The sequence below is a fragment of the Yoonia litorea genome (assembly GCF_900114675.1).
In the GTDB taxonomy this organism is placed as follows: Bacteria; Pseudomonadota; Alphaproteobacteria; order Rhodobacterales; family Rhodobacteraceae; genus Yoonia; species Yoonia litorea.
The window spans coordinates 232,985-256,593 of the sequence record NZ_FOZM01000002.1 but is presented as its reverse complement, the minus strand read 5'-3'; the positions used below and the strand labels follow the sequence as shown (position 1 = coordinate 256,593).

Annotated in this window: 24 protein-coding genes and 1 pseudogene; 19 read left to right on the top strand and 6 right to left on the bottom strand. The window is 56.4% G+C overall.

Features of this window, described 5'->3' with window-relative positions:
- The first annotated feature begins 11 nt into the window (after nucleotides 1-11).
- From hslO to BM316_RS11415, 8 genes are all read left to right on the top strand, one after another.
- Nucleotides 12-1,004, top strand: a complete 993-nt coding sequence (hslO, locus tag BM316_RS11450) for an Hsp33 family molecular chaperone HslO (RefSeq protein ID WP_090208510.1) — start codon at nucleotides 12-14, stop codon at nucleotides 1,002-1,004.
- Nucleotides 997-1,581: a CoA pyrophosphatase gene (locus BM316_RS11445; RefSeq protein ID WP_090209436.1), complete on the top strand. Its 585-nt coding sequence runs from the start codon at nucleotides 997-999 to the stop codon at nucleotides 1,579-1,581. The genes hslO and BM316_RS11445 overlap by 8 nt, the downstream gene beginning before the upstream one ends.
- Nucleotides 1,578-2,711, top strand: a complete 1,134-nt coding sequence (locus BM316_RS11440; protein ID WP_090208508.1) for a CCA tRNA nucleotidyltransferase — start codon at nucleotides 1,578-1,580, stop codon at nucleotides 2,709-2,711. The genes BM316_RS11445 and BM316_RS11440 overlap by 4 nt, the downstream gene beginning before the upstream one ends.
- Entirely contained in the window at nucleotides 2,704-3,285 is a 582-nt protein-coding gene (locus BM316_RS11435) for a LysE family translocator (RefSeq protein ID WP_090208505.1), read from the top strand. The genes BM316_RS11440 and BM316_RS11435 overlap by 8 nt, the downstream gene beginning before the upstream one ends.
- Before the next feature lie 43 nt (nucleotides 3,286-3,328).
- The gene (locus BM316_RS11430) at nucleotides 3,329-5,158 is read left to right on the top strand and encodes an ABC transporter ATP-binding protein (RefSeq protein WP_090208503.1); all 1,830 of its coding nucleotides are present in this window, start codon (nucleotides 3,329-3,331) and stop codon (nucleotides 5,156-5,158) included.
- A gap of 12 nt (nucleotides 5,159-5,170) precedes the next feature.
- Entirely contained in the window at nucleotides 5,171-7,003 is a 1,833-nt protein-coding gene (locus BM316_RS11425; protein WP_090208501.1) for an ABC transporter ATP-binding protein, read from the top strand.
- Nucleotides 7,004-8,203 carry a class I SAM-dependent RNA methyltransferase gene (locus BM316_RS11420; protein ID WP_090208498.1) on the top strand — a complete coding sequence of 400 codons (1,200 nt, stop codon included), beginning with the start codon at nucleotides 7,004-7,006 and terminating at the stop codon, nucleotides 8,201-8,203. It begins immediately after the preceding gene.
- A 112-nt stretch (nucleotides 8,204-8,315) separates the two neighbouring features.
- Complete coding sequence (locus BM316_RS11415) at nucleotides 8,316-8,786, top strand: L,D-transpeptidase family protein (protein ID WP_207493685.1); 471 nt, start codon at nucleotides 8,316-8,318, stop codon at nucleotides 8,784-8,786.
- Here the strand turns inward: BM316_RS11415 and dalA are convergent.
- Nucleotides 8,783-9,331, bottom strand: coding sequence for a divisome-associated lipoprotein DalA (gene dalA, locus BM316_RS11410; protein ID WP_090209429.1), 549 nt, complete (start codon nucleotides 9,329-9,331; stop codon nucleotides 8,783-8,785). The genes BM316_RS11415 and dalA overlap by 4 nt on opposite strands.
- A gap of 165 nt (nucleotides 9,332-9,496) precedes the next feature.
- On the opposite strand from dalA, the gene BM316_RS11405 reads away from it, so the two are divergent.
- Nucleotides 9,497-10,078, top strand: a complete 582-nt coding sequence (locus tag BM316_RS11405) for a L,D-transpeptidase (protein WP_090208492.1) — start codon at nucleotides 9,497-9,499, stop codon at nucleotides 10,076-10,078.
- Between the two features lie 53 nt (nucleotides 10,079-10,131).
- Here the strand turns inward: BM316_RS11405 and BM316_RS11400 are convergent, their stop codons facing one another.
- The 4 genes from BM316_RS11400 to BM316_RS16725 all read right to left on the bottom strand — a co-directional run bounded on the left by BM316_RS11400 (nucleotide 10,132) and on the right by BM316_RS16725 (nucleotide 13,862).
- The gene (locus BM316_RS11400) at nucleotides 10,132-11,382 is read right to left on the bottom strand and encodes a serine/threonine protein kinase (protein WP_090208490.1); all 1,251 of its coding nucleotides are present in this window, start codon (nucleotides 11,380-11,382) and stop codon (nucleotides 10,132-10,134) included.
- 232 nt (nucleotides 11,383-11,614) lie between these two features.
- Nucleotides 11,615-11,869: a DUF6522 family protein gene (locus BM316_RS11395; RefSeq protein WP_090208487.1), complete on the bottom strand. Its 255-nt coding sequence runs from the start codon at nucleotides 11,867-11,869 to the stop codon at nucleotides 11,615-11,617.
- 6 nt (nucleotides 11,870-11,875) lie between these two features.
- Nucleotides 11,876-12,961, bottom strand: a complete 1,086-nt coding sequence (hemH, locus tag BM316_RS11390) for a ferrochelatase (RefSeq protein WP_090208484.1) — start codon at nucleotides 12,959-12,961, stop codon at nucleotides 11,876-11,878.
- Between the two features lie 52 nt (nucleotides 12,962-13,013).
- Nucleotides 13,014-13,862 carry a methyltransferase domain-containing protein gene (locus BM316_RS16725; protein WP_242649885.1) on the bottom strand — a complete coding sequence of 283 codons (849 nt, stop codon included), beginning with the start codon at nucleotides 13,860-13,862 and terminating at the stop codon, nucleotides 13,014-13,016.
- Here BM316_RS16725 and BM316_RS16875 point away from each other — a divergent pair.
- The 5 genes and pseudogenes from BM316_RS16875 to BM316_RS11365 form a co-directional block, all read left to right on the top strand.
- Nucleotides 13,861-14,046: pseudogene (locus BM316_RS16875) on the top strand (double zinc ribbon domain-containing protein); the annotation flags it as partial. The gene BM316_RS16725 and the pseudogene BM316_RS16875 sit on opposite strands and share 2 nt — an antisense overlap.
- A 210-nt stretch (nucleotides 14,047-14,256) precedes the next feature.
- Nucleotides 14,257-14,583 (top strand): ComF family protein, encoded by a 327-nt coding sequence (locus tag BM316_RS16870; protein ID WP_311135668.1) that lies wholly within the window; start codon nucleotides 14,257-14,259, stop codon nucleotides 14,581-14,583.
- A gap of 32 nt (nucleotides 14,584-14,615) precedes the next feature.
- A complete protein-coding gene (gene grxC, locus BM316_RS11375; protein ID WP_090208478.1) occupies nucleotides 14,616-14,873 on the top strand; it encodes a glutaredoxin 3 in 258 nt (85 codons plus the stop codon).
- Entirely contained in the window at nucleotides 14,870-15,700 is an 831-nt protein-coding gene (locus tag BM316_RS11370) for a carbon-nitrogen hydrolase family protein (protein ID WP_090208475.1), read from the top strand. Before grxC ends, BM316_RS11370 begins: the two co-directional genes overlap by 4 nt.
- A complete protein-coding gene (locus BM316_RS11365; RefSeq protein WP_090208473.1) occupies nucleotides 15,701-16,144 on the top strand; it encodes a MarR family winged helix-turn-helix transcriptional regulator in 444 nt (147 codons plus the stop codon).
- Between the two features lie 12 nt (nucleotides 16,145-16,156).
- Here BM316_RS11365 and ubiG read toward each other — a convergent pair whose 3' ends face one another.
- Nucleotides 16,157-16,897, bottom strand: a complete 741-nt coding sequence (gene ubiG, locus BM316_RS11360; protein ID WP_090208470.1) for a bifunctional 2-polyprenyl-6-hydroxyphenol methylase/3-demethylubiquinol 3-O-methyltransferase UbiG — start codon at nucleotides 16,895-16,897, stop codon at nucleotides 16,157-16,159.
- A 50-nt stretch (nucleotides 16,898-16,947) separates the two neighbouring features.
- Here ubiG and pip point away from each other — a divergent pair, with 50 nt between their 5' ends.
- The 5 genes from pip (at nucleotide 16,948) to BM316_RS11335 (ending at nucleotide 23,477) form a co-directional block, all read left to right on the top strand.
- A complete protein-coding gene (gene pip / locus BM316_RS11355; RefSeq protein ID WP_090208468.1) occupies nucleotides 16,948-17,943 on the top strand; it encodes a prolyl aminopeptidase in 996 nt (331 codons plus the stop codon).
- Between the two features lie 60 nt (nucleotides 17,944-18,003).
- Complete coding sequence (locus BM316_RS11350) at nucleotides 18,004-18,996, top strand: ABC transporter permease (RefSeq protein ID WP_090208465.1); 993 nt, start codon at nucleotides 18,004-18,006, stop codon at nucleotides 18,994-18,996.
- Complete coding sequence (locus BM316_RS11345; RefSeq protein ID WP_207493683.1) at nucleotides 18,993-20,192, top strand: ABC transporter permease; 1,200 nt, start codon at nucleotides 18,993-18,995, stop codon at nucleotides 20,190-20,192. The genes BM316_RS11350 and BM316_RS11345 overlap by 4 nt, the downstream gene beginning before the upstream one ends.
- Before the next feature lies 1 nt (nucleotide 20,193).
- A complete protein-coding gene (locus tag BM316_RS11340) occupies nucleotides 20,194-21,852 on the top strand; it encodes an ABC transporter ATP-binding protein (protein WP_090208462.1) in 1,659 nt (552 codons plus the stop codon).
- A 74-nt stretch (nucleotides 21,853-21,926) separates the two neighbouring features.
- Nucleotides 21,927-23,477, top strand: coding sequence for an ABC transporter substrate-binding protein (locus tag BM316_RS11335; protein ID WP_090208460.1), 1,551 nt, complete (start codon nucleotides 21,927-21,929; stop codon nucleotides 23,475-23,477).
- The last annotated feature ends 132 nt before the right edge of the window (nucleotides 23,478-23,609 follow it).

The window sequence follows — 23,609 nt, the reverse complement described above, 5'->3', positions numbered from 1 at the left end:
TAGGAAAGACTATGACCACAGGCAACCAAATCGCCTGGGACGATACCGTCCTGCCATTCCAGCTTGACGCCTCCGATATTCGCGGACGTGTGGCGCGTCTTGATGGCGTGCTGGAGCAGGTTCTCAAACAGCACGACTATCCGCCGCTGATAGAAGGACTGGTGGCAGAGATGGCATTGCTGACGGCCTTGATCGGACAATCCATCAAGCTGCGCTGGAAGCTGTCGTTGCAGGTGCGGGGGTCAGGCCCTGCCCGTCTGATCGCCACCGACTACTACGGCCCCACCGAAGATGGTGAGCCTGCGCGCATCCGTGCCTACGCGTCTTATGATGCAGAGCGTCTGGACGAGAACGCTGATCCATTCAGCCAGATCGGTCAGGGGTATTTCGCGATCCTAATCGACCAGGGTCAGGGCATGACGCCGTATCAGGGGATCACACCGATTGCTGGCGGATCGCTTTCGGCCTGTGCCCAGACCTATTTCGCTCAGTCAGAGCAGTTGCCGACGCGATTTGAGCTGACCTACGGGCTTTCGCAGCTTGCAGGAGAAGGGACGCATTGGCGCGCTGGCGGCATCATGCTCCAACATATGCCCAAAGCCTCACCTGAAATGAAAGGTGAAGGCGGATCCGGCGAGGATGGCCTGTTGGAGGCGACCGACATTCTTGATGAGGATGAGGGTGAAAACTGGAACCGTGCAAACGTCTTGCTCGATACCGTGGATGCGCTTGAACTGATCGGCCCGTCCGTTGCTCCGACTGAGTTGCTCGTGCGTCTGTTCCACGAAGAAAAGCCGCGCGTTTTTGATCCGCAACCGGTGAAGTTCGGGTGTAGCTGTTCGGCCGACAAGGTCCGCCAGTCTCTGTCGATCTATTCGGCCAAGGATATCAGCACGATGATCACCGATGCAGGCACCGTGACGGCAGACTGCCAGTTCTGCGGGGCTCATTATGTCTTCGACCCCGATACGCTGGGGTTTGAAGCGAATGATGAAAGTGCCTGATCTGCGTCAAAGGTTGGAGGATGCATTGTCCCTCAAGGGCGATGTGTCCTCTGACTTTGACCTCAATCCCGATGTGACTGCGCCCCAGCGGCGTCTGACGCCTGCGGGTGTTCTGATCGGGATTTCTGCCAAAACCGAGACGGTTTTGCTGACGAAACGCTCGGCGCGCCTCAAGCATCACCCCGGCCAGATCGCCTTTCCTGGTGGGCGTCAGGATCCGACGGATGCCACGCCTGTTGATGCAGCTTTGCGTGAAGCGCAGGAAGAAATCGGTCTTCCCCCAGCTATTGTCGATGTGCTTGGCACATTGCCTCACCATCAGACAGTGACCAACTATCACGTCACGCCTGTTGTGGGTCTGATCAATGCAGATTTCGATCATATTGCCGAAGCGGGCGAAGTGAGCGAAATTTTCGAGGTACCCCTGTCCCATCTCCTCGATCTGAACAACTACCGCGTCGAGGGTCGCCACTGGCAGGGACGCAAGCGCTATTACTACACGGTTCCCTTTGGCCCCTATTACATCTGGGGTGCGACAGGTCGGATGCTGCGCGGTCTGGCGGAGCGTGTGGCATGACACGGATCACAGGTGACTGGCTGACATCCGCCCCCGCCCAGCGCGTCTGTCAGCTGCTGACTGACGCAGGGCATCAGGCGTGGTTTGTCGGTGGTTGCGTCCGCAATGATCTGATCGGCGCGCCTGTAAGTGATCTGGACCTGACCACCGACGCCCACCCCGAGACCGTGATGTCACTGGCAGAGGCCGCAGGGATCAAAGCCGTCCCCACCGGTATTGATCACGGAACAGTAACGCTCGTCGCTGACGATGTGCCCTTCGAGGTCACGACCTTCCGCCGCGATGTAGCGACTGACGGTCGTCATGCAACGGTCGTCTTCGCGGACAACATGACGGACGACGCTCGCCGTCGTGATTTTACGATGAACGCTCTCTATGCGGCAGCTGATGGCACTGTGTCCGATCCGTTAGGCGGCTTGCCCGATCTTGCGGCCCGCCGCGTCCGCTTCATCGAAGACCCCGAGCGGCGCATTCAGGAAGACTATCTTCGGATACTACGTTTCTTCCGGTTTCATGCCTGGTACGGTGACGCTGATGCTGGGATTGATCAGGACGGTCTCGCGGCCTGTGCTGCAAATATTGAAGGTCTGTCCGCACTCTCGGCGGAACGGGTGACGGCGGAATTGCTGAAGTTATTGGCCGCACCAGAACCAGCCCCCGCGGTGGCCAGCATGGCCTCGACAGGGGCATTGGCGCAGATCTTGCCAGGTGCCGAGGCCGGAACCTTGGCCGTTTTAGCACACCTCGAAAAACTGGCAGAGGTTCCCCCCGCCCCGCTGCGCCGGCTTGCGGTGATTGGCGGTCAGCGTGATGGGTTGCGCCTGTCAAAATCAGACGAGCGACATCTGGCGCATGTCACCGATGACGCAGGGTTGGCCGAACTCGCCTATCGCCACGGGTTTGATGCGGCCCGCGATGCCGCGTTGATCCGGGCGGCTTCCCTTGGGCAGCCATTGCCGCCAGGACAACTTTCAGAGCTTGAAAGCGCAGCAAAACAGGTCTTCCCTCTGCGCGCTGCCGATCTGATGCCTGCCTTGGAGGGTGCTGCACTGGGTGCGGCACTGAAAGAGGCCGAGGCGCGCTGGATCGCATCGGGTTTCACACTGACAAAGGCAGAGCTTCTTGGCTGATTACCTTCCACTGATCGGTTTCGTCTTCTTCGGCCTTTTCTCGCCCGGGCCGAATGTCATTCTGATTACCGCATCGGGTGCGCGGTTCGGCTTCAAGCTCACGGTTCCTCATATTTTTGGTGTGGCGCTGGGTGTTGGCGTTATTGCTTTCGTCACAGGGATCGGCATCGGGGCGCTGCTGACGGCTCTGCCTGCCTTGACCCTCGTTCTCAAGATCATTGCGAGCCTCTGGATTCTCTGGATGGCGTATAACCTTTGGAATGCCGACCCCACAAAAAAGACAAGTCGTGACCGCCCGTTTACGTTTATCGAGGCGGTGCTTTTCCAGTGGGTCAACCCCAAGGTCTGGGCTGTGGCGCTCAGTGCGACAGCCTATGTCGCCATGCTCACACCACTTGATCAGGCCACGGCACTGGCGTTGACCTTTTCAGGGATCAACCTCGGCGTCTGCACGTTTTGGGCGACGGCCGGCAGCCTGCTTTCGTATCTGCTGACCAACCCGACCGCCTGGCGTGTGTTCATGCGCACAATGGCTGTGGCGCTGGCCGGATTCTCTTTGCTTCTTTTTCTGTAACCGGCTTGGTATAGCGGGTCTCTGATTATTTGAGACCTACCCCATGTTTGGCTATTTCGAACGCCTTGTAGACCCTTACGGCCCCTATGCCGAGAACGACACGCCGCCCAAGCGACTGTTTCCGTTCCTGCTGAATTATGCCCAGCCGTTCAAAAAGGTGTTCTGGGTCACCGGCACGTTGTCTGTGATCATTGCGATCGTAGAGATCTGGCTGCTCGCCTATCTGGGAAGGCTCGTCGATATTCTCGGGAGCGGCACCCCAGCGGAAGTCTGGGCGCGTAGCGGGGTCGAATTGATCCTTGTTGCCGTGCTGATCCTGACGATCCGGCCTTTGGTCCATGTTGTGCAGATCATGCTGCTCAACAACACGATCCTGCCGAACTTTGGCACATTGGTCCGCTGGCGGGCGCATCGGCATGTGTTGCGGCAGTCAGTCGGCTGGTTTGAGGATGATTTTGCAGGTCGGATTGCAAACCGGATCATGCAAACCCCGCCAGCGGCAGGTGCTGTGGTGTTCCAGCTTTTCGACGCGATCACTTTTGCCATCGCCTATGTCGTCGCCTCTATTTTTCTTCTGGCGCAGACCGATCCGGCCCTTGTGATCCCTTTGTTGTTCTGGCTGGTCCCGTATCTTTTTCTGGTGCGCTGGGTGCTTTACCGCGTGACGCCAGCCTCCGAGGCTGCGTCCAACGCCCGCAGCGCTGTGACCGGGCGCGTTGTGGACAGCTACACAAACATCCACGCCGTCAAGATGTTCGCCCATCACGACCGTGAAGTGGACTATGCCAAGGAAGCCATTGAAGAGGCACGCCGCACCTTCCAATACGAAATGCGCCTCTACACCACGATGGATGCGGGACTCATGATCCTCAATGGTGTGTTGGTCGTTGGTGTCGTTGGTTGGGCGATCTGGATCTGGATGCAAGGGGCTGCCTCAATCGGTATGGTTGCCGTTGCCACGTCTTTGGCGCTGCGCCTCAATGCCATGTCCGGCTGGATCATGTGGGCCTTGTCGGACTTCTTCCGCGAATTGGGTGTTGTCAAAGAAGGCATGTTGACCATCGCGCAACCGGTGGAGCTGGTGGACGCGCCTGATGCGACGCCGCTGCAAGTGACCGCAGGCGGGGTCGTGTTGCGGAATCTGTCGCACCACTATGGCAAGCAGACAGGTGGTCTTGATCAGATCGACCTGACGATTGCGCCCGGAGAAAAGGTAGGTCTGGTCGGGCAGTCCGGCGCTGGCAAATCCACTTTGGTCAAACTGCTCTTGCGGTTCTATGACGCTGAAAAGGGACAAATCCTGATTGATGGTCAGGATATCGCCAAGGCGACCCAAGACAGCTTGCGCAGTGCCATTGGGATGGTCCAGCAGGATAGCGCCCTTTTGCACCGCTCGGTCCGCGAAAACATTCTGTACGGCAATCCTGCGGCGACTGAAGCGGAAATGATCGAGGCCGCCCAGAAGGCCGAAGCGCATGATTTTATCTTGGGGCTTGAGGACAACGAAGGTCGGAAGGGGTATGACGCCAAGGTCGGCGAACGTGGGGTGAAGCTTTCAGGTGGCCAACGTCAGCGGATCAGTCTTGCGCGGGTGATCCTGAAAGATGCGCCCCTGCTCGTCTTGGACGAAGCCACAAGCGCCCTAGATAGTGAGGTCGAAGCCGCCATCCAGGAAACGCTCTACCGGATGATGGACGGTAAAACCGTCATCGCCATTGCGCACCGTCTGTCGACCATCGCGCGGATGGACCGGATCATCGTCATGGATCAGGGCCGCATCGTTGAGGACGGCACCCATGACGCGCTGCTCGCGGCAGACGGACAATACGCACGGTTCTGGGCGCGCCAATCCGGTGGGTTCCTTGGGCAGTAATGAAAGACGGATATGACACCTGAACGCTGGATTGATCCATTTCAGGCCGCTGATGGGCCACCACCGCAACGGCTTTTGCCGTTTCTGCGCTGGTGCCTGAAGGGCAGCACGAAGGTGACCGTCATAGCGGGGGTCATCTCGGCGCTGGGCGGCGTGCTTGAGGTTGCATCCGCGCTGATGCTGGGTTGGGTCATTGACGCTGCCCTTGCGTCTTCGGCTGACAGCTATTTCAGCGATAACGTGCTGCTGTTGATCGGGGTCCTTTGCTTCTTCATCCTGCTGCGCCCCGCTTTGATGGGCCTGTCAGGAATGATGCAATCCGTGGTGGTCGGGCCTGCACTCGGCAACCTCATTTTGTCACGCCTGCACCGTCACTCTCTAGGGCAGTCGGTCACGTTCTTTGACGACGATTTTGCCGGACGTATCGCACAAAAGCAGATGCAAGCCGCCAGAGCAGCGGGCGATCTGATCGTCGATATGATCCACACCGTGGCTTTTGCGCTTGCCTCACTCGTCGGGTCAGTCGTTGTTCTTTTTGCTGTCGATTGGCGGGCGGCAGTTTTGCTTGCGGGCTGGGCAGTCGCTTACGTCTATATGATCCGCTTTTTCATTCCGCGGGTGCGGGCACGGTCCAAGGCGCGGGCCGAGACGCGCGCGATGGTCAGCGGGCAGGTTGTGGACACGATCACCAACATCAAAACCGTGAAGTTGTTCGCCCATGACGACCATGAGGATCGCGCGGCAACGGATGCGATGGCGCGGTATTGGGACAAGGCTGTCCACTTCGGGTGGCTTTCGGCAGCGTTCCGTTTTTGGCTGATGGCGCTCGGTGGGCTCCTGCCAGTCATTCTGGTTGGAACGACACTTTATCTGTGGACGATCGGCGCGGCATCTGCTGGCGAAATCGCGGCCGCAGGTGCGATTTCCCTGCGACTGGCCCAGATGACAGGTTGGGTCAGTTTCACACTGATGGGCATGTATGCCAACGTGGGCGAGGTTGAGGATGCCATGCATACGCTAAGCCCGGCCCACACGCTGACTGACGCGCCCGATGCAAAGCCTTTGCAAGTCAATGATGGCGAAATTTCCTTGGAACGTGTCAGCTTTTCCTACGGTGGTGGGCCTCGCGGTTTGCATGACGTGAGCTTGACGATCAGCCCGGGTGAGAAGTTGGGCCTCGTCGGTGCATCAGGCGCGGGTAAATCCACATTGGTTGCCTTGCTTCTGCGTCTCTACGACACCGAGGAGGGTCGCATCACGCTGGATGGTCACGACGTGCGGGATGTGACCCAATCGAGCCTGCGCAGTCAGATCGCGATGGTCACGCAGGAAACAGCGATGTTCAATCGCTCTGCCTTTGACAATATCCGATACGGGAAACCCGACGCGACGGAGGTCGAAATTCATGCGGCCGCCAAGCAAGCTGAGGCGCATGATTTCATCCTTGATCTGCAAGACCACAAGGGTCGCAAAGGCTATGATGCCCATCTGGGTGAGCGTGGCGTCAAGCTATCAGGCGGGCAGCGACAGCGGATTGCCATCGCACGCGCCATTCTGAAGGATGCGCCCATTCTTGTGCTGGACGAGGCGACAAGCGCACTGGACTCTGAGGTGGAAGCCTCAATTCAACATGCCTTGGAAAGCATCATGGGCGATAAGACTGTCATCGCCATTGCTCATCGGCTCTCAACACTTTCGCGGATGGACCGGATCGTCGTTCTTGACGCAGGTCGCATTGTCGAAGAAGGAACGCACGAGGCGCTTCTGGCGCAAGGCGGGCTTTATGCGCGCTATTGGAACCGCCAGTCTGGCGGATTTATCAATGTGAAAGATGCGGCGGAATAAATGCTGACGATCGAAAGCCTGACACATCTGGGGTTGGGGCGTGCTTCTGACGGGCAATCTCTTTTGCCGCGCGTATTGCCCGGGGAGGAGGTGGACGTCGCGCAAGACGGGACTGTGCGGATTGTGACTCCATCGTCTGATCGAGTTGCACCACCTTGCCGCCATTTCAAGTCCTGCGGCGGCTGTGCAATGCAGCATGCCAGCGATGAATTCGTTGCCGGATGGAAACAGGAGATTGTCGAAAAGGCGCTCACCGCGCGTGGCCTGAGCACCGAATTTCGTCCTGTTGCGACCTCGCCTGCGCAATCGCGCCGCCGCGCCAAACTATCGGGTCGCCGCACCAAAAAGGGTGCGATGATCGGATTTCATGCGAAAGGGTCAGATACTTTGGTTGAGGTGCCGGGCTGCAAGTTGCTTTCTCCTGCACTGATGGCAAGCTTTCCAGCACTAGAGGCGCTGACCCTGCTGGCCTGTTCACGCAAGGGCGAGATTGACCTGACTGTCACAGAGACAGACCACGGACCTGATATACTTGTCGAAACCGACAAAGAGCTGACTGCGCAGCTGAGGATCGAGCTGCCTCAACTCGCAAACCAATACGGGTTGTCGCGTCTGGAATGGAACGATGAGCCAGTTGTGACGATCAATCCGCCTTCGCAGGACTTCGGTGGTACGACTGTGGTGCCGCCGCCGGGTGCCTTTTTGCAGGCGACCCGGCATGGCGAAGAAAGTCTGCTTGCGGCTGTTGAGGAAATCACCGCCAAGGCCACACGGATTATCGACCTTTTTGCAGGGTGCGGCACGTTTACGTTACCGCTGGCAAAGCGTTCAGAAGTTCATGCTGTTGAGGGTGAGGCAGCGATGCTGAAAGCACTTGATCGCGGGTGGCGTGAAGGCTTCCAGCTGCGTCGGGTCACGACCGAGACGCGGGATCTTTTTCGTCGCCCATTGGAGGCAGATGAGCTGCGCAAATTCGATGCTGCTGTGATTGACCCGCCACGTGCCGGCGCCGAGGCACAGATTGCGACTTTGGCAAAATCGGACATCAAGACGATTGCGATGGTGTCATGCAACCCTGTCACTTTTGCGCGGGACGCACAGGCCTTGGTGGCTGCGGGGTTTGCAATGCCGTGGGTGCAGGTGGTCGATCAGTTCCGCTGGTCACCTCACACCGAAGTTGTTGCACCATTCACGCGGTAGAAACCCATATTGTCGCATCCTATTGCCCGATGAAGCGAAGCTGCGCTATCTTTCTCGCATAAGCGGCAAAGACCGTGAAAATTGGGCAGTATTCATGATTACAAGACGATCCATGTTGGTTGGAACGGCGCTTGGCCTTGCAGGTTGCTCGGCCGGGGCGGCGCAATATCGCGGGCCAGAGGTTACGCGTATTCAGGTCTTCAAAGACCGGCGGTTAATGCAAATTCTGCATCACCGAACCCTGTTGAAGGAATATAACTTCGACCTGGGGTTTGAACCGCTTGGCCATAAGATGCAGGAAGGCGACGGGCGCACGCCTGAGGGTGCCTACCGGATTGACCGGAAGAACCCCAACAGCCGCTTTCACTTGTCCTTGGGTATTTCTTATCCCAGACCTTCCGACATTGCGCAGGCACGGGCACGTGGTGTTAGCCCTGGTGGGGATATCTTCATTCATGGCACGCCGAATGAATGGCTTGGGAAGCCTGACTGGACGTGGGGTTGCATCGCAGTGAAGAACGAAGAAGTCGAAGAGATCTTCGCAATGGTCGAAACCGGAACGAAAATCTACATCTACCCTTAAAGTATGCTGGCGATCGGGCGGCTTTCTGCGGGGTCGCTTCCCATGTTGAGCGTCCACCACAGCTTACCGCCTTGCTCTTGATACCAGGCGAAGCCCATGAAGCGGGCGCGTGGATCAAGGATCACGGCTCGCGTATCTTCCTGCGTCATCCACGCTGCAAGTGTTTGCAGCTCGCTTTCAAACGACTCCGAGATGTTTTCGCCCAAGAGCCTTCCTGGAAACCCGACGCGCCGCGCCCGCTCAAGCGGGCTGGAGCCGTCAGATCCAAAGAGCCAAGGACGGTTCTGCACGGCCATATCACGCGAATGGGTTGCTGCGGCGGCATTCAGCCGCGCATCCAACTGAACCATCGGCACACCGGCATTGCGACGCAGTGCGTTCACGCTGTCGAGCATCCGAAACTGGATCGCAGCAGTGTCCGAGGGATCAATGCGGTAAGCGACATCGAGCGGCAGCCCATCAGGGCCGATGGGACGCCGTGCCGAAGATGCGCAGGCTGCCAATGCCACGGCAGGAAGACTAAGAACAAACGAGCGTCGCAACATAGTTGTGTTTCCAAACAATTTCATATCGTGCTTAGCCCTATTGTCGCGGCACTTCAAACACACTTGGCATTGAACCGCTCGGGATGACGTTTCTTTGAATTGCAGTCGTCAAAGAGACACAATATCTGATGATTAATTACCGCCATCCTCTTCAGGGAGATCGCAATGACCAACAATTTTTCCCGCCGCGGGTTTATTGCCGCGACTGCTGCTGCAATTGGCACCTCGGCCACTGCACAGACCGAAAACAGCACAGAAATCGAAGCTGACATCATTGATGGCGTACAGCGGAATATTTCAAGCTTCCGGTCGCTTGACTGGCAGCCGTATTTTACAAGTTTGCGTAACGGGGCCGTGCTGGTCGACATCCAGTCGCGCGCTTTGCACTACTGGTCTGAAGACGAGAGCGTCTACAAACTGTTCCCGACAAGTGTGCCGCTGACACAGGATCTGACGCGGACCGGCCGCACCTCGATTACGCGCAAGGTCGAAGGGCCAAGCTGGGCACCGACACCGGCCATGAAGTTGCGCAACCCTGAATGGCCAGACTTCATCGGCCCGGGTCCTGATAACCCGCTGGGATCTCACGCGCTTCATTTGACGTGGCAGTATTACCGTATCCACGGCACCCACGACACGCGGAAGATCGGGCGGAGGTCTTCGAACGGATGTATCGGGCTGTATAACGAGCACATTGCCGAGCTTTACGATCTGACGAAAGTCGGCACGCAGGTTTTGATCCTGTAACAGACAGTTCACCTAACCGAAAAAGGGCGCCGTCAAAGGCGCCCTTTGTGGTTTTAGGTCCGTCCAAACAAGCTGAATTGCCACCAACGCCGTCTGGCTGGTACAGCGAGCCGCCCCGGTTTTGCGATGACCGGTTCTGACCATACGCGGTCAGGATCGCGTGCTGGCCACGCGTATTCTTCCGGCTCTTCTTGCGGTTCAGGATCGGAAAGCTCCAGTATCGGCGCTTCGGCATGGGTCGGCTTGCGCCGGGTGCGCGGATCAGCGCCACGCGGTTCGGAACTCAGGTATTCATTTGTCTCAGAGACAAGGCGCGACAAGACCTTGTTCAGATCATCAGTCGAAGTCTGCCGGATAGGCCGGACTTTGTCCTTGCGGCCGGTCACCGTATTCAGCCATTCTCGCGCTGTTTGAATGCGTTGTTTGGGCAGGATCGCCATCGCTTGATCAATGGCCTCTAGGAACTCCGGATCATATTCCGGGAACCTGCCTGCCAGCGGCTCACAGGGGTCGGGGTTCTTGCTGGCAAACTCGGCCATCCGTGTCTGGCTGTTGGGAGGCGCCTCGCCGCTGATCAGGTGGTAGAAGGTAGCCCCCAAAGCGTAGAGATCACTGCTTGGGCTTTGTTTGCCGCCTGCAAAGTAGAACTCCTGAGGGGAATACCCGTCTTTCACGACCAAAACGGTAGAGACGGCGCGAGTTTCGCGGCTTGCTTCCTCGCGGGCTGCGCCGAAATCGATGAGGATCGGGTTGCCCCATTTATCGAGAAGGATGTTGTCAGGCGAGATATCGCGGTGCAGCAGATCGTGCTGGTGAACCAGATCAATCGCATCAAGCACCTTGATCAGAAGATCCTTGATCTGATCGGGTGCAACTTCGTCGTAGGTATCTTTGATCACGCTCAGAAGGTCGCGACCTTCAATCAGGTCGAGAACCATGTAGGCGGTTTCGTTATCCTCGAAAATTCTGTGCACGCCGACGATGTTGGGATGCTTCAATTTCGCAATGGCGCGCGCTTCCCGCATGAACATCTGAACGATGGCGCGGTATTTTTCGTGGTGAACGCTTGAGCGGACCAGGACGTTGCGGCCCTCACGCCGGCAAAAGACTTCGGGATAGCATTCCTTGATAACAACCCGCCTGTTCAGGAAGTTGTCCTTGGCAAGATAGGTGATTCCGAACCCGCCATTGCTCAGCGGACGTTCGATTGTAAACTGATCCCCAAGCAGGTCCGTCCCGCTTGGAAGTGCTTCACTACCCTCAGGGGGGACGATATCCAGATCAGCATGTTTTGCTGCTGTCATAATATCACCTTTTATCGCGCCAAAACTCCGGCGCGCTCCTAACCAACACAAAAAATCATCATAATGAATGCCAGATAAATGAGGCTCTATTGAGGCATTTACATGAACAGCGGGCGTCGAAACCGCCCGTTTACCGGCATTTTCCGCAAGAATTACAAGGATTTTTGCAAAATTCGCGTCATGGTTTCACGCTGGCTGAATGAAACTACCCTTAGGTAAACCTGACCATCCGCTAGGATTTCGGGGGATTCGTTCGTGTTGTTTTTAGGACGTTTCCCTGTGCGTCGCAGATAATGCGGACACGGCGGCCTTTGTACCAGAACGTCAGGCGATGTTTGCCAGCGTCCTCGTCTATGCCTTCCTCGGAACGGCTCGTGATCTCACCCTGTCGCATCTTTGCTGGCACCGTTGCAGGATCAAGTCCTAGCAAACCGCCGAGATCGACGGCATCGATTTCAGCGCCTTGCGGTGTCCACCTGATTTTCATCTATGTTCAGGCAAGCCAGCCTTTGAGATTACGTTCAATTGTCCCGCAAAGTGCATCGATATGCGCAGGGTCATCGTTAAGACAAGGAATATAGGTGAAGTGTTCACCGCCCGCTTCTTCGAAGCTTTCTTTGATCTCTTCGTTAATCTCTTCAAGCGTTTCAATGCAGTCTGCCGAGAAGGCAGGTGCACAGACAGCAATGTTCTTGATCCCGTCTTCTTCGGCCAGGCGCGCGACTTCTTCGACTGTGTACGGCTTCAACCATTCTTCGGGCCCGAAGCGGGACTGGAAGGTCGTGACGATTTCAGTGTCGTCCCACCCCAGACGTTCCTTGAGCAGGCGCGTCGTCTTCTGGCACTGGCAGTGATAGGGGTCGCCTTCACGCAGATAGCGCTCCGGCACGCCATGATAGGAACACACCAGTTTTTGCGGACGCGTTTCTGCGTTTTCATATGCGCGCTCAATGGATTGTGCGAGCGCTTCGATATAGGCGGGATCATCAAAATAGGGTTCGACCACACGCGCGATCGGCTGCCATTTCTCTTCCATGAGCGCGCGGAAGAACTGATCGTTGGCGGTCGCTGATGTCGCTCCTGCATAGTGAGGGTAGAGCGGGAAAAACAGGATCTTCGTGCATCCGGCCTCAACCATTTCGCGGACTTTGGATTTGGTTGACGGATTGCCGTAGCGCATACAGAAATCGACGCGCACATCATCACCGTAACGCTCGACCATCTTTGCTTTGATCGCAGCTGTCTGCGCCTTCGTGATGGTCATCAAAGGGCTTTCGTTCTCTTCCTCGTTCCAGATCGACTTGTAGGCCGCTCCAGAAGAAAAGGGACGCTTTGACAGGATCACGAGTTGCAATAGCGGTTGCCATATCCATGCCGAGTAATCGATGACGCGCTTGTCAGAAAGAAATTCGTTCAGATAACGCCGCATCGACCAATAGTCGGTCGCGTCTGGTGTTCCCAGGTTCGCAACAAGAATACCCACCCGCGCTGGCTTGATTGGCGGATGATCAGGCTGTGCATGGACAGGGCAAACCGCTGGGCGCTCTTCCGTTTGGGTTTGTGCATCGAACATTTTCATCGCCCTCTAGGTAGCGTCATTCTGGTGGTAGTTAAATGGGATACGTCCCAAATCAGTCATTGGACCTATCAAGGGGCGTTTCTTGTGTTCCCAATGCGTCGGCGAGGCGGGCTGTCGCACTGCCCGGTCGCAGCGGTTGCGGTTGGCTTGCATCCGGCGACCACCCCGTGAGTGTGATAAATTCAAATGTCGCATCGACCCTGTTGTCGTCATTCCGGAAGTTGTCGGCATAGATACACGCAGCCTCTGTCAGAACATTGCGTCGGGTCATGTGCCTGATGCGGTCGGACAGCGCGTTATTTTCGCCCATCTTTCTCAGATCATGCATCAGATGAAAGGCATTCACGTAGCTGGCTGTCAGGTGGGTGCTGTCCGCAACTGGAAGTGCGAAACCCGCCCGCTGCAACAGGCCACCGAGGTCGCGGATTTCACCCATTGGCGCGATCCGCGGTGACAACCCGCCAGTAACATTCGCCTCAGCCTCAGCCAAGGATGCGCGCAGTTCGTGCAAAGTCTGCCCACCAAGAAAAATGCAAAGCAAAAGTCCATCCGGCGTCAGCGCGTGTCGGCACTGCACCAGTTGTCCGACAGGATCGTTGGCCCAGTGCAAACTCATCGCATGGATGACCAGATCATGTGCGCCTTGACTCAAATCCAGTGTTTCGGTGTCAGTGATGACTTTTGCATCCGGAAAGCGGTCCTGCCAGAAACGCGGGAATCCCGTAACAATCGCGACTGACTTAAAGGTTCTGTTAACCTCGTTCAGTCTCTCCTGAAGTTCGTCAGCGGCGTGTTCCTGCAAGAACAGCGCTTCGGGCTCTGCCCTCGCACGATTGCGGCTGAGGGCGGCTCTGTCAGTAATCTGGGGCATCTTCATGCCGCTCATGTAGGATGCATTCATGCAGTTGCAAAGCGTCATTCGTGCCATTTATCCGGCGGCTTGCCTCGCGTGCGATGCACCCGTTGAGCAGGAAAACGGCCTATGTGCGTCATGTTGGTCAGAAACTCATTTTTGTGCCGGTCCTGTTTGTGACGCCTGTGGTGCGCCACTGCCGGGTGAAGATGATGGAACCGTCGCCTTCTGTGATGATTGCTTGGCATCACCGCGACTATGGCGCCGTGGGCGCGCAGTCTTTGCGTATGAGAGTGTCGGCCGTCGCCTTGTCCTTTCGCTCAAGCATGGTGATCGAACCGATCTGGTGCCCACGTTGGCGCGATGGATGCATCAAAGGGTGAAAGATATTGCCCCCGATAGCTGTCTTGTCATGCCTGTTCCCTTGCATTGGTCGCGGCTGATGCGACGGCGCTACAATCAGGCGGCTCTATTGGCCCAAGCAATATCCCGGTTTCGTGAGGCAGAGGTTCTGGTGGATGGGTTGGTGCGTGCACAACGGACCGTGCCGCTTGATGGACATTCACGCGATGAGCGGTTTGCTGTCCTCGACGGCGCAATTTCGGCGCATCCCAAGCGCCAAGCCTCGATCAATGGCCGTTCTATTCTATTGGTTGATGATGTCATGACGTCTGGCGCCACGTTGACGGCTGCAACAGAGGCCGTCTGTGCAGCAGGTGCCACTGATGTGTTTGTTGTTACACTGGCAAGAGTGCTCAAAGGTCATTAAGTCAATAGCAACCTGTTCAAAGGAGCGCTGACATGGCTCAAGTCGAAATCTACACCAAACCAACCTGTGGTTTCTGCCATATGGCGAAGCGTTTGCTCTCATCGAAGGATGTCAGCTTCTCAGAAGTGAACATCTCTGCGCAACCGGAGCGGCGGCCGGAGATGATTCAACGCGCAGGTGGCAGATCAACCGTCCCACAGATTTTCATCGACGGAACCCACATCGGCGGTTGTGACGATCTGTTCGCGCTGGAGCGTGGCGGCAAGCTGGATGCGATGCTAGCTGCATGAGGGCAGCGCTTCTTCAGCTCAATGCAAGCGACGATCCCGCCGAGAACCTGGTTACGACCAGACGCATGGTCGCGGAAGCGGCTGACAACGGCGCCGCGTTTGTTCTGACGCCTGAAGTCACGAATTGTGTGTCTCAAGATCGGAGGCGCCAGCAGGATGTATTGTATCACGAGGAAGACGATCCGACCTTGGCTGCGCTCAGGGAGGCAGCCGCCGCACATGGCATCTGGCTTTCGATCGGATCTTTGGCACTCAAGACCGATGACGCTGATGGCCGGTTTGCCAACAGATCGTTTCTGATTGACCGCACCGGTGCGGTGGCAGCCCGCTATGACAAGATTCACATGTTCGATGTGACCGTTTCAGAAACGGAAACCTATCGTGAATCTGCAGGCTATCGTCCGGGGGAGGAAGCGGTGGTTGCTGCGACACCGTTTGCAAATATCGGGCTCAGTATCTGCTACGATCTCAGGTTCGCATATCTTTACCGTGCATTGGCGCAGGCAGGTGCAGAGATTCTTCTTGTGCCGTCAGCCTTTTCGCCAGTGACCGGCGCGGTACATTGGGAGCCATTATTGCGCGCACGCGCGATTGAAACCGGATGTTTCGTGCTCGCGGCGGCACAAACCGGGACCCATAACGCGAAAACGGGGAAGTCACGGCAAACATACGGACACAGCATCGCAATATCACCGTGGGGCGAGGTCTTGTGCGACATGGGGCAGCAACCCGGCGTCGCAGTGGTTGATCTCAACCTTGGCGAAGTGGCAAAAAGCAGAAAACGTATCGCGGCCCTCCAACACGACAGGGCCTTCAGAGGCCCATAGATGTCGAACCAGTCGGATAACCTTGCAGTTTCGCTTTTCAGCGAAATCCTGATGGTAGACCAACTTGCTCGCGCAAGCGTCGCAAAGGCGATGCCGAAGGGTATGGAGCTTTCTCATTTTTCGGTTCTGAATCACTTGGCGCGCGCGGGGTCGGAAAGATCACCTGCGCAATTGGCCAAAACGTTTCATCTGACACGCGGGGCTATGACGAACACACTGCACAAACTGGAATGGGCAGGCTGGGTCCATATCCGCCCCGACTGGGATGACGCGCGGCGCAAAATGGTTGCAATCAGCCCTGCTGGCCAAGCCGCCCGGGATGCGGCACTTGCAGCTATCGCGCCGATCATCGCTGAAGTCGTCAATAACGTCGGAGAAGAGCGAGCAAGAACGGTCCTTCCCATCTTGCGCGAAATGCGCGTGAAACTCAGCGAAACCGGCTAACGACCGTGGGTTTTACGGCTTTGTGGCGGCGGTGACGTAGTTCACAGACAAGTCTTTATCCGAAATCGACCATGTGAACTTGGCAAAGTTGAAAACGAAGCCTTTCCGGTCAACCGGCGTCATGCCAGCCTTTTCAATAAAGCCGAACAGCTCATCTGGTGTGATGAACTTGTTCCATTCGTGCGTTCCCTTCGGCAGCCAACGCATAATGTACTCAGCGCCGACGATAGCCATTGCAAAGCTTTTGGGGTTGCGGTTGATCGTCGAACAGATGTGGATGCCGCCGGGTTTCAGCAACTTCTGACAGGCATCAAGGTAGGCTTGCGGGTCGGCCACATGCTCGACCACTTCCATGTTGAGAACCGCATCGAACTGTTCCCCCGCCTCTGCAAGTGCTTCGGCCGTCGTGTGGCGGTAGTCGATATCAAGCCCTGACTGTTCCGCATGTATGCGCGCAACGGGGATATTACGCTCTGCAGCATCGGCGCCAACGACTCTTGCGCCAAGGCGTGCCATTGGTTCACAAAGCAGACCGCCGCCGCATCCGATATCGAGGATTCGAAGCCCCTTGAAAGGTTCTGGTTCAGACAGGTTGCGGCCATATTCAGCTGCGATCTGCCGGGTGATGTAGTCGAGGCGCACCGGATTCATCATGTGTAACGGTTTGAACTTGCCGTTGAGGTCCCACCATTCCGCAGCCATCGCTTCGAATTTGGCGATTTCAGATGGATCGACGGTATTGGTTGCCGACATTTTATGCCTCGTTCATGGTCACTTGCGTCGTTAGGGGATATAGTCTGCTTATGGACAAAGTCGTAGGTCAAAAGCGCCCAGGTGCACATCTTTACCCGCCCATTGATCCCTTTGATCAAAGGATGCTGGCGGTTGGGGACGGCCATACGCTTTATGTGGAGCAGTGTGGAAACCCGGACGGAATCCCGGTTGTCGTGCTGCACGGGGGTCCAGGTGGCGGGTGTAGCCCTGCGATGCGGCGTTACTTCGATCCTGATATCTTCAGGGTGGTGCTGTTCGATCAGCGTGGTTGTGGCAGGTCACGCCCTCACGCGAGCGTCGAAGCTAACACCACCTGGCATCTGGTCGCCGACATCGAATTGATCAGAGAAACGCTTGGGATTGACCGGTGGATTGTTTTTGGCGGCTCGTGGGGCGCGACCTTGGCCCTGATCTACGCACAGGCGCACCCTGAAAGCCTCGCTGCACTGGTTCTGCGAGGGGTCTTTTTGATGACCCAACGCGAACTCGATTGGTTTTACGGTGGTGGTGCGGCTCAATTCTGGCCTGATCTCTGGGCCCGTTTTTCGAAGATCATTCCCGAAGACGAACATGATGACCTGATCGCAGCTTATCATCGTCGGCTTTTCTGTGGTGATCGCGGTATCGAAATTCGCTATGCGCGGGCCTGGGCGTCTTGGGAAAATGCGCTCGCAGCGATGGACAGCGACGGGATCACTGGTGAGAGTCCCGCTGAATATGCCCGTGCTTTTGCGCGGATAGAAAACCACTATTTCCAAAACATGGGGTTCCTTGATGCGTCTCAGCAGATCTTGAACCCCGACCAGATGGAAAAAATTGCTCATATAGCGGGCGTGATCGTTCAGGGCCGCTATGACATGATTTGCCCGCCGCTCTCCGCCCACCTGCTATCGCAAGCCTGGCCCAAGTCGCGCCTGACATTTATTGGACGCGCTGGCCATGCGTTGTCAGAGCCGGGGATCTCCGCAGAACTTGTCCGCAGTATGGATATGATGGGTGCGCATCGAAATGCGCTTGGGCTTTAGGCTTTACAGTCAGGATTCTCTCGTTACTCTTTAAAAAGCGAACGGGGGAAGTGTTTCACATTGGGCAGTGTCCTAAGAATTATTCTTCAAAGACTGGCACTTGGTCTTCTGACGCTTCTGATCGTATCGATTGTGATCTTCGTCGCCGTCAACCTGTTGCCCGGTGATTTCGCAGAATCCATCCTTGGGCAAGGCGCAACGCCAGAGGCGGTTGCGTCCATCCGGCGCGATCTTGGTCTCGACCAGCCGTTGATCACACGATACTTCGACTGGCTTGGTGGTGTGCTGCAGGGCGATCTTGGGACAAGCTTTGCACAAGCCAACTTTGCAACATTTACCGGTACGGATTCTGGCGCGACCACAGTTGCGGCGCAGATTGCCCCGCGCTTTGCCAATACAATGTTTCTTGCGATGGTGACCGCTGCGATTGCCGTCCCATTTTCGATCATTCTCGGGGTGCTGGCTGCGCTTTATCGCAATACCGTCTTTGACCGCGCGACCAACATTTTCACCCTCTCGTCGATTTCGAGCCCTGAATTCTTCCTCGCCTACATCCTGATCCTGTTCTTGGCGGTTCTGAACCCGATCTTCCCGTCCCTTTCGAACATCTTCGAAGGTATGTCGTTCGGTGAACGGCTTGAGAAATCCATGTTGCCGGCGTTGACGCTGACGCTTGTGGTCACTGCGCACATGATGCGTATGACCCGCGCGGCGATCATCAACCTGCTGGCCAGCCCGTATATCGAGATGGCAAGGCTCAAGGGTCTTTCCCCGATGCGGGTGATCGTAAAGCATGCGCTGCCAAATGCGCTCGCCCCGATTATCAACGTGATTGCGTTGAACCTTGCATATCTGATCACTGGTGTGGTGGTCGTTGAGGTGGTTTTTGTTTATCCGGGTATTGGGCAGCTTTTCGTGGATAGTGTGAAAATCCGCGATATTCCAGTTGTGCAAGCATGCTGCCTGATCTTTGCGACCGCCTTTATCCTTTTGAATTTGACGGCTGACATCATGTCGATCCTGTCAAACCCACGGCTGAGGCATCCAAAATGATCGTGTGGACCGCCATAGCACTGGTCGTGATGCTGGGCATTGCATGGGCATTCAGATTTGCGGGACAAGCTGTGACCGGGAACGCGCCCAAGTTCCGCGACATGCCGTTTGGTGTCGCATACGGTTATGTCCTTGGGGTGTTCGTTCTGATCTGGCTTGTCTGGGCATATCTGCAAGGACGCAGCTCTGATCCGGCGGTTGCAAACAAGTTCTTTTTCCTACGCATCGCGATCGAAGGCTTAATCATCTTTTCAATCGCGGCATGGATTTTCCGGTTGTTCGGTCGGTCGGTTGGCACGGCCTGGAGTCGCAAGATGTTCCGGTCCATGCCGCTGACCGCGTCGTTCGGAATCCTGACCATCATCATCTACGCGATCTTTGCAATTTTTGCCGGTGTCATTGCGCCTTATGGACAAGAACAGATTATTCCGGGCGTCGCTGCAAATATCATTCCCGGTGGTGATCCTGCGATGGGCGGGAACCCCGAATTCCCACTCGGCACAGACCAGATCGGACGCGATATTCTTAGCCGTCTGATTTATGGCGCGCAGAATACGGTTGGGATCGCATTTGCAACCACGTGTCTTGCGTTTCTGCTAGGCGGCTCGCTTGGGTTTTTGGCAGCCACTTTGGGCGGATGGCTGGACCAGATTTTGTCGCGGGCCGTTGATGTGCTGATGGCGATCCCTTCGCTTATCTTTGCGTTGCTGTTGATGACGATTGCGAGTGTCTGGGCGCCTGAGCTGGGTATTCCGCTGACAGTGTTCATGGTCATCATCATTGCGGTGATCGACAGCACCCGTGTTTTCCGTCTGGCCCGTGCGGTGGGGCAGAACATTGTGGTGATGGACTACATTGAGGCAGCCAAGCTTCGCGGCGAGGGCCTTGGCTATCTTGTCTTCAAGGAAATTCTGCCGAATGCGACGGCGCCTCTGCTGGCGGAATTCGGTTTGCGTTTCTGCTTTGTCTTCCTGACGATTGCAGCGTTGTCATTCCTTGGTGTCGGTATTCAGCCGCCATTGGCAGACTGGGGCACAATGGTTCGCGATCTTGGTGGCTTTGTGAATTTTGCGGCTTTCGCACCGCTTGCAGCAACCGCGCCACTGCTGGCCGCCGGCGCGATCGCGCTACTGACCGTTGCCGTTAACTTCGTCGTTGACTGGATGCTGCACAAATCCTCGGGATTGAAAGAGTGATATGACTGACGAGACCAGCGATATCCTTGTCAAAATGCGCGGCGTCAAAATGGAAGGCCGCAGTGACGAAACGTGGTCGCCCATAATCAACGGTGTCGATTTAACACTCAAACGCGGCGAGGTGCTGGGACTGATCGGGGAATCCGGTGCGGGCAAATCAACACTCGGATTGGCGGCGATGGGCTACACCCGTGACGGTGTGCGCATCAGCGAGGGAACGGTCGAGTTTGACGGCATTGACCTTCTGAAGGCGTCGGCGGCGACCAAGCGTGACCTCTTGGGCAAGCGCATCGCCTATGTCGCGCAATCGGCGGCTGCCAGCTTTAATCCGGCGCACAAGCTGCTTGATCAGCATGTCGAGGGACCGGTGCAGCACGGCGTGATGGGGCGCAACGAAAGCGCACAGGACGGGATCGAGCTTTATGAAAAGCTGCGATTGCCGAACCCTGACCAGATTGGGTTCCGTTATCCGCATCAGGTGTCTGGTGGCCAGTTGCAGCGCTGCATGACAGCTATGGCGATGTCATGCCGCCCTGATCTCATCATTTTCGATGAACCCACCACAGCGCTTGATGTGACCACGCAGATCGAGGTCCTTGCCGCGATCCGAGACATCGTTGACCAATTCAACACCGCTGCAATCTACATCACGCACGATCTGGCGGTTGTGGCGCAAATGGCCGACCAGATCAAAGTGCTGTTGAAAGGTGACGAGGTCGAAACCGCCGATACGCGTACAATGCTTGCAGCACCGACGCAGGAATACACTAAGTCACTCTGGGCTGTCCGCAGTTTTGAACGTCCGACAAAACCGGTCGTGCAAAGCGATGCCGTCCCGGTCATCCGTGTCGAGAACGTCGATGCGGCCTACGGCACTGTGCCAGTGCTTCACGATGTGAGTTTTGATCTGCATCAGGGCCGCACAGTGGCGGTCGTCGGCGAAAGCGGATCGGGCAAGTCAACGACGGCCCGCTGCATAACGGGTCTGCTGCCGCCGAAATCCGGCCAGATCATGCTGGACGGACAGACCTTGCCTGCTGATTACAAGAAGCGGACGAAAGACCAGTTGCGTCAGGTCCAGATGATTTATCAGATGGCAGACACCGCACTCAATCCGCGCATGTCCATCGGTCAGATCATTGCCCGTCCCGTCGAGTTTTATCTGGGTCTCAAGGGTAAAGAGAAACGGCGCCGGGTTGATGCGCTGCTTGAACAGATCGAGCTTGAGCCTACACAATACTATCACCGTCTGCCATCTGAGCTCTCGGGGGGTCAGAAACAGCGCATCGGTATCGCGCGCGCATTGGCGGCCGAACCGAAGTTTATCATTTGCGATGAAGTGACATCTGCATTGGATCAGCTTGTCGCTGAGGGAATCCTGCGACTATTGGCCCGCCTTCAGGATGAACTTCAACTCACCTATATGTTCATCACGCATGATCTTGCGACTGTCAGAGCAATCGCCGACGAGGTGGTCGTGATGAAAGACGGGCGCGTTGTCGAACAAGGCCCGAAGAAGGAAATGTTCAAACCACCGCATCACCCCTACACCGACCTTTTGCTGTCCTCTGTCCCTGAAATGGATCCGGATTGGCTGACAAATCTGCTCAATGAACGCGGAGTTGATAACATCGGTGATGCAGCAGTTGATAAGATGTAAGCCGAATCATCCACGAAAGTGATGACACTATCGGGCGGAGAACGCCTGAATTAACAAACTAGGGAGAAAACAATATGCACGGAATTAGCAGACGCGGTCTTTTGAAGACAGGTGCTGCCGCTGGTGTACTTGGCCTGACAGGGATGCCCCTGCGTGCCCAGACCCGTGGTGGCAAACTGACGGCTGGTCTGTCAGGTGCGAACACATCTGATAGCTGGGACGGTCGGACGCACTCTGACCTGTTCATGATTGCTTCGGCACAAGGTGCAGTCTTTGACAGCCTTACAGAAGTTGCCGCCGACGGTTCACTTGTCGGCGAACTGGCCGAAAGCTGGGAAGCATCTGCAGACGCGAAAACCTGGACGTTCAATTTGCGTCAGGGCGTGACCTTCCACAACGGAAAGTCATTTGGCGCAGACGACGTGATCGAGTCGCTGCAGCTTCACGTGGCCGAAGGTGCGAAGTCTGCGGCACAGCCAATCGTTGCTGCAATCAGCGAAATGACAAAGTTGGGCGAACACCAGGTTCAGTTCGTTCTGGAAGCAGGAAACGCCGACTTCCCTTACCTGATGTCCGACTATCACTTGCTGATGTATCCGGCAGGCCAGATCGAAGAAGCGATCGCAAATGGTATCGGTACGGGTCTGTATCAGGTCCAGTCTTTTGATCCCGGTGTGCGGATGGTCGCGACACGCTATGCCGATCACTACAAGGGTGATGGTGCAGGCTTCTTTGACGAGATCGAATATATTGCGATCAACGACAATACTGCACGCATGAACGCGCTGATGACCGGTCAGGTCGATGCGATCAACCGGATCGACTTCAAAACCGAGGCATTGCTGCGGGCGAACCCTGCTCTTCGCATTCAGGAAGTCACCGGCAACCAACAGTACACATTCCCGATGCTGACAGATGTCGCACCGTTTAATGATGTGAATGTCCGCAAGGCGCTGAAGTACGGCATCAACCGTCAGGAAATGGTCGACAAGATCCTGCTGGGTCACGGTGCGGTCGGTAACGATACGCCAATCGGCCCTGCAAACCAGTACTATCACGCTGAAATGGAACAGCTTGAGTACGATCCTGATCAGGCAAAGTTCTACCTGCAGCAAGCTGGTCTCGACAGCATCGATATCGAGCTGTCAGCCTCGAATGCCGCTTTTGAAGGCGCGGTCGATGCCGCGCAGCTGTATCAGGCATCCGCTGCCGGCGCTGGCATCAACATCAACGTCATTCAGGAACCAGCCGACGGTTACTGGTCAAACGTCTGGCTGAAGAAGCCGTTCTGCGCTTGCTACTGGTCCGGTCGCGCGACCGAGGACTGGATGTTCTCCACCGCTTATGAGGCCGGCGTGCCTTGGAACGATAGCCAGTGGGACGAGAAAGACAGCGCCCGCTTCCAGGAGCTTCTGTTGATTGCGCGCGCTGAACTCGACAGCGACCGCCGCCGCGAGCAGTACTACGAGATGCAGCAGATCCTGCGTGACGAAGGCGGTGTGCTTGTGCCGATGTTTGCCAACTACGTACAGGCCGTGAACAACCGGATTTCGTCGCCAGACGTCGTCGGTAACCTGTGGCAGATGGATAACGCACGGATGGCTGAACGCTGGTCTGTCGCTTAATCTGCGATCCAATAAAGAAACGAACGCCCCGCCATTTGGTGGGGCGTTTGCCTTATTTAAGCCGAAAATTTCCGAAATTCTGGTGCCGTTCGGCGGAATCAAGCCGAAAAACGCAGAAAGATGAATAGTTTA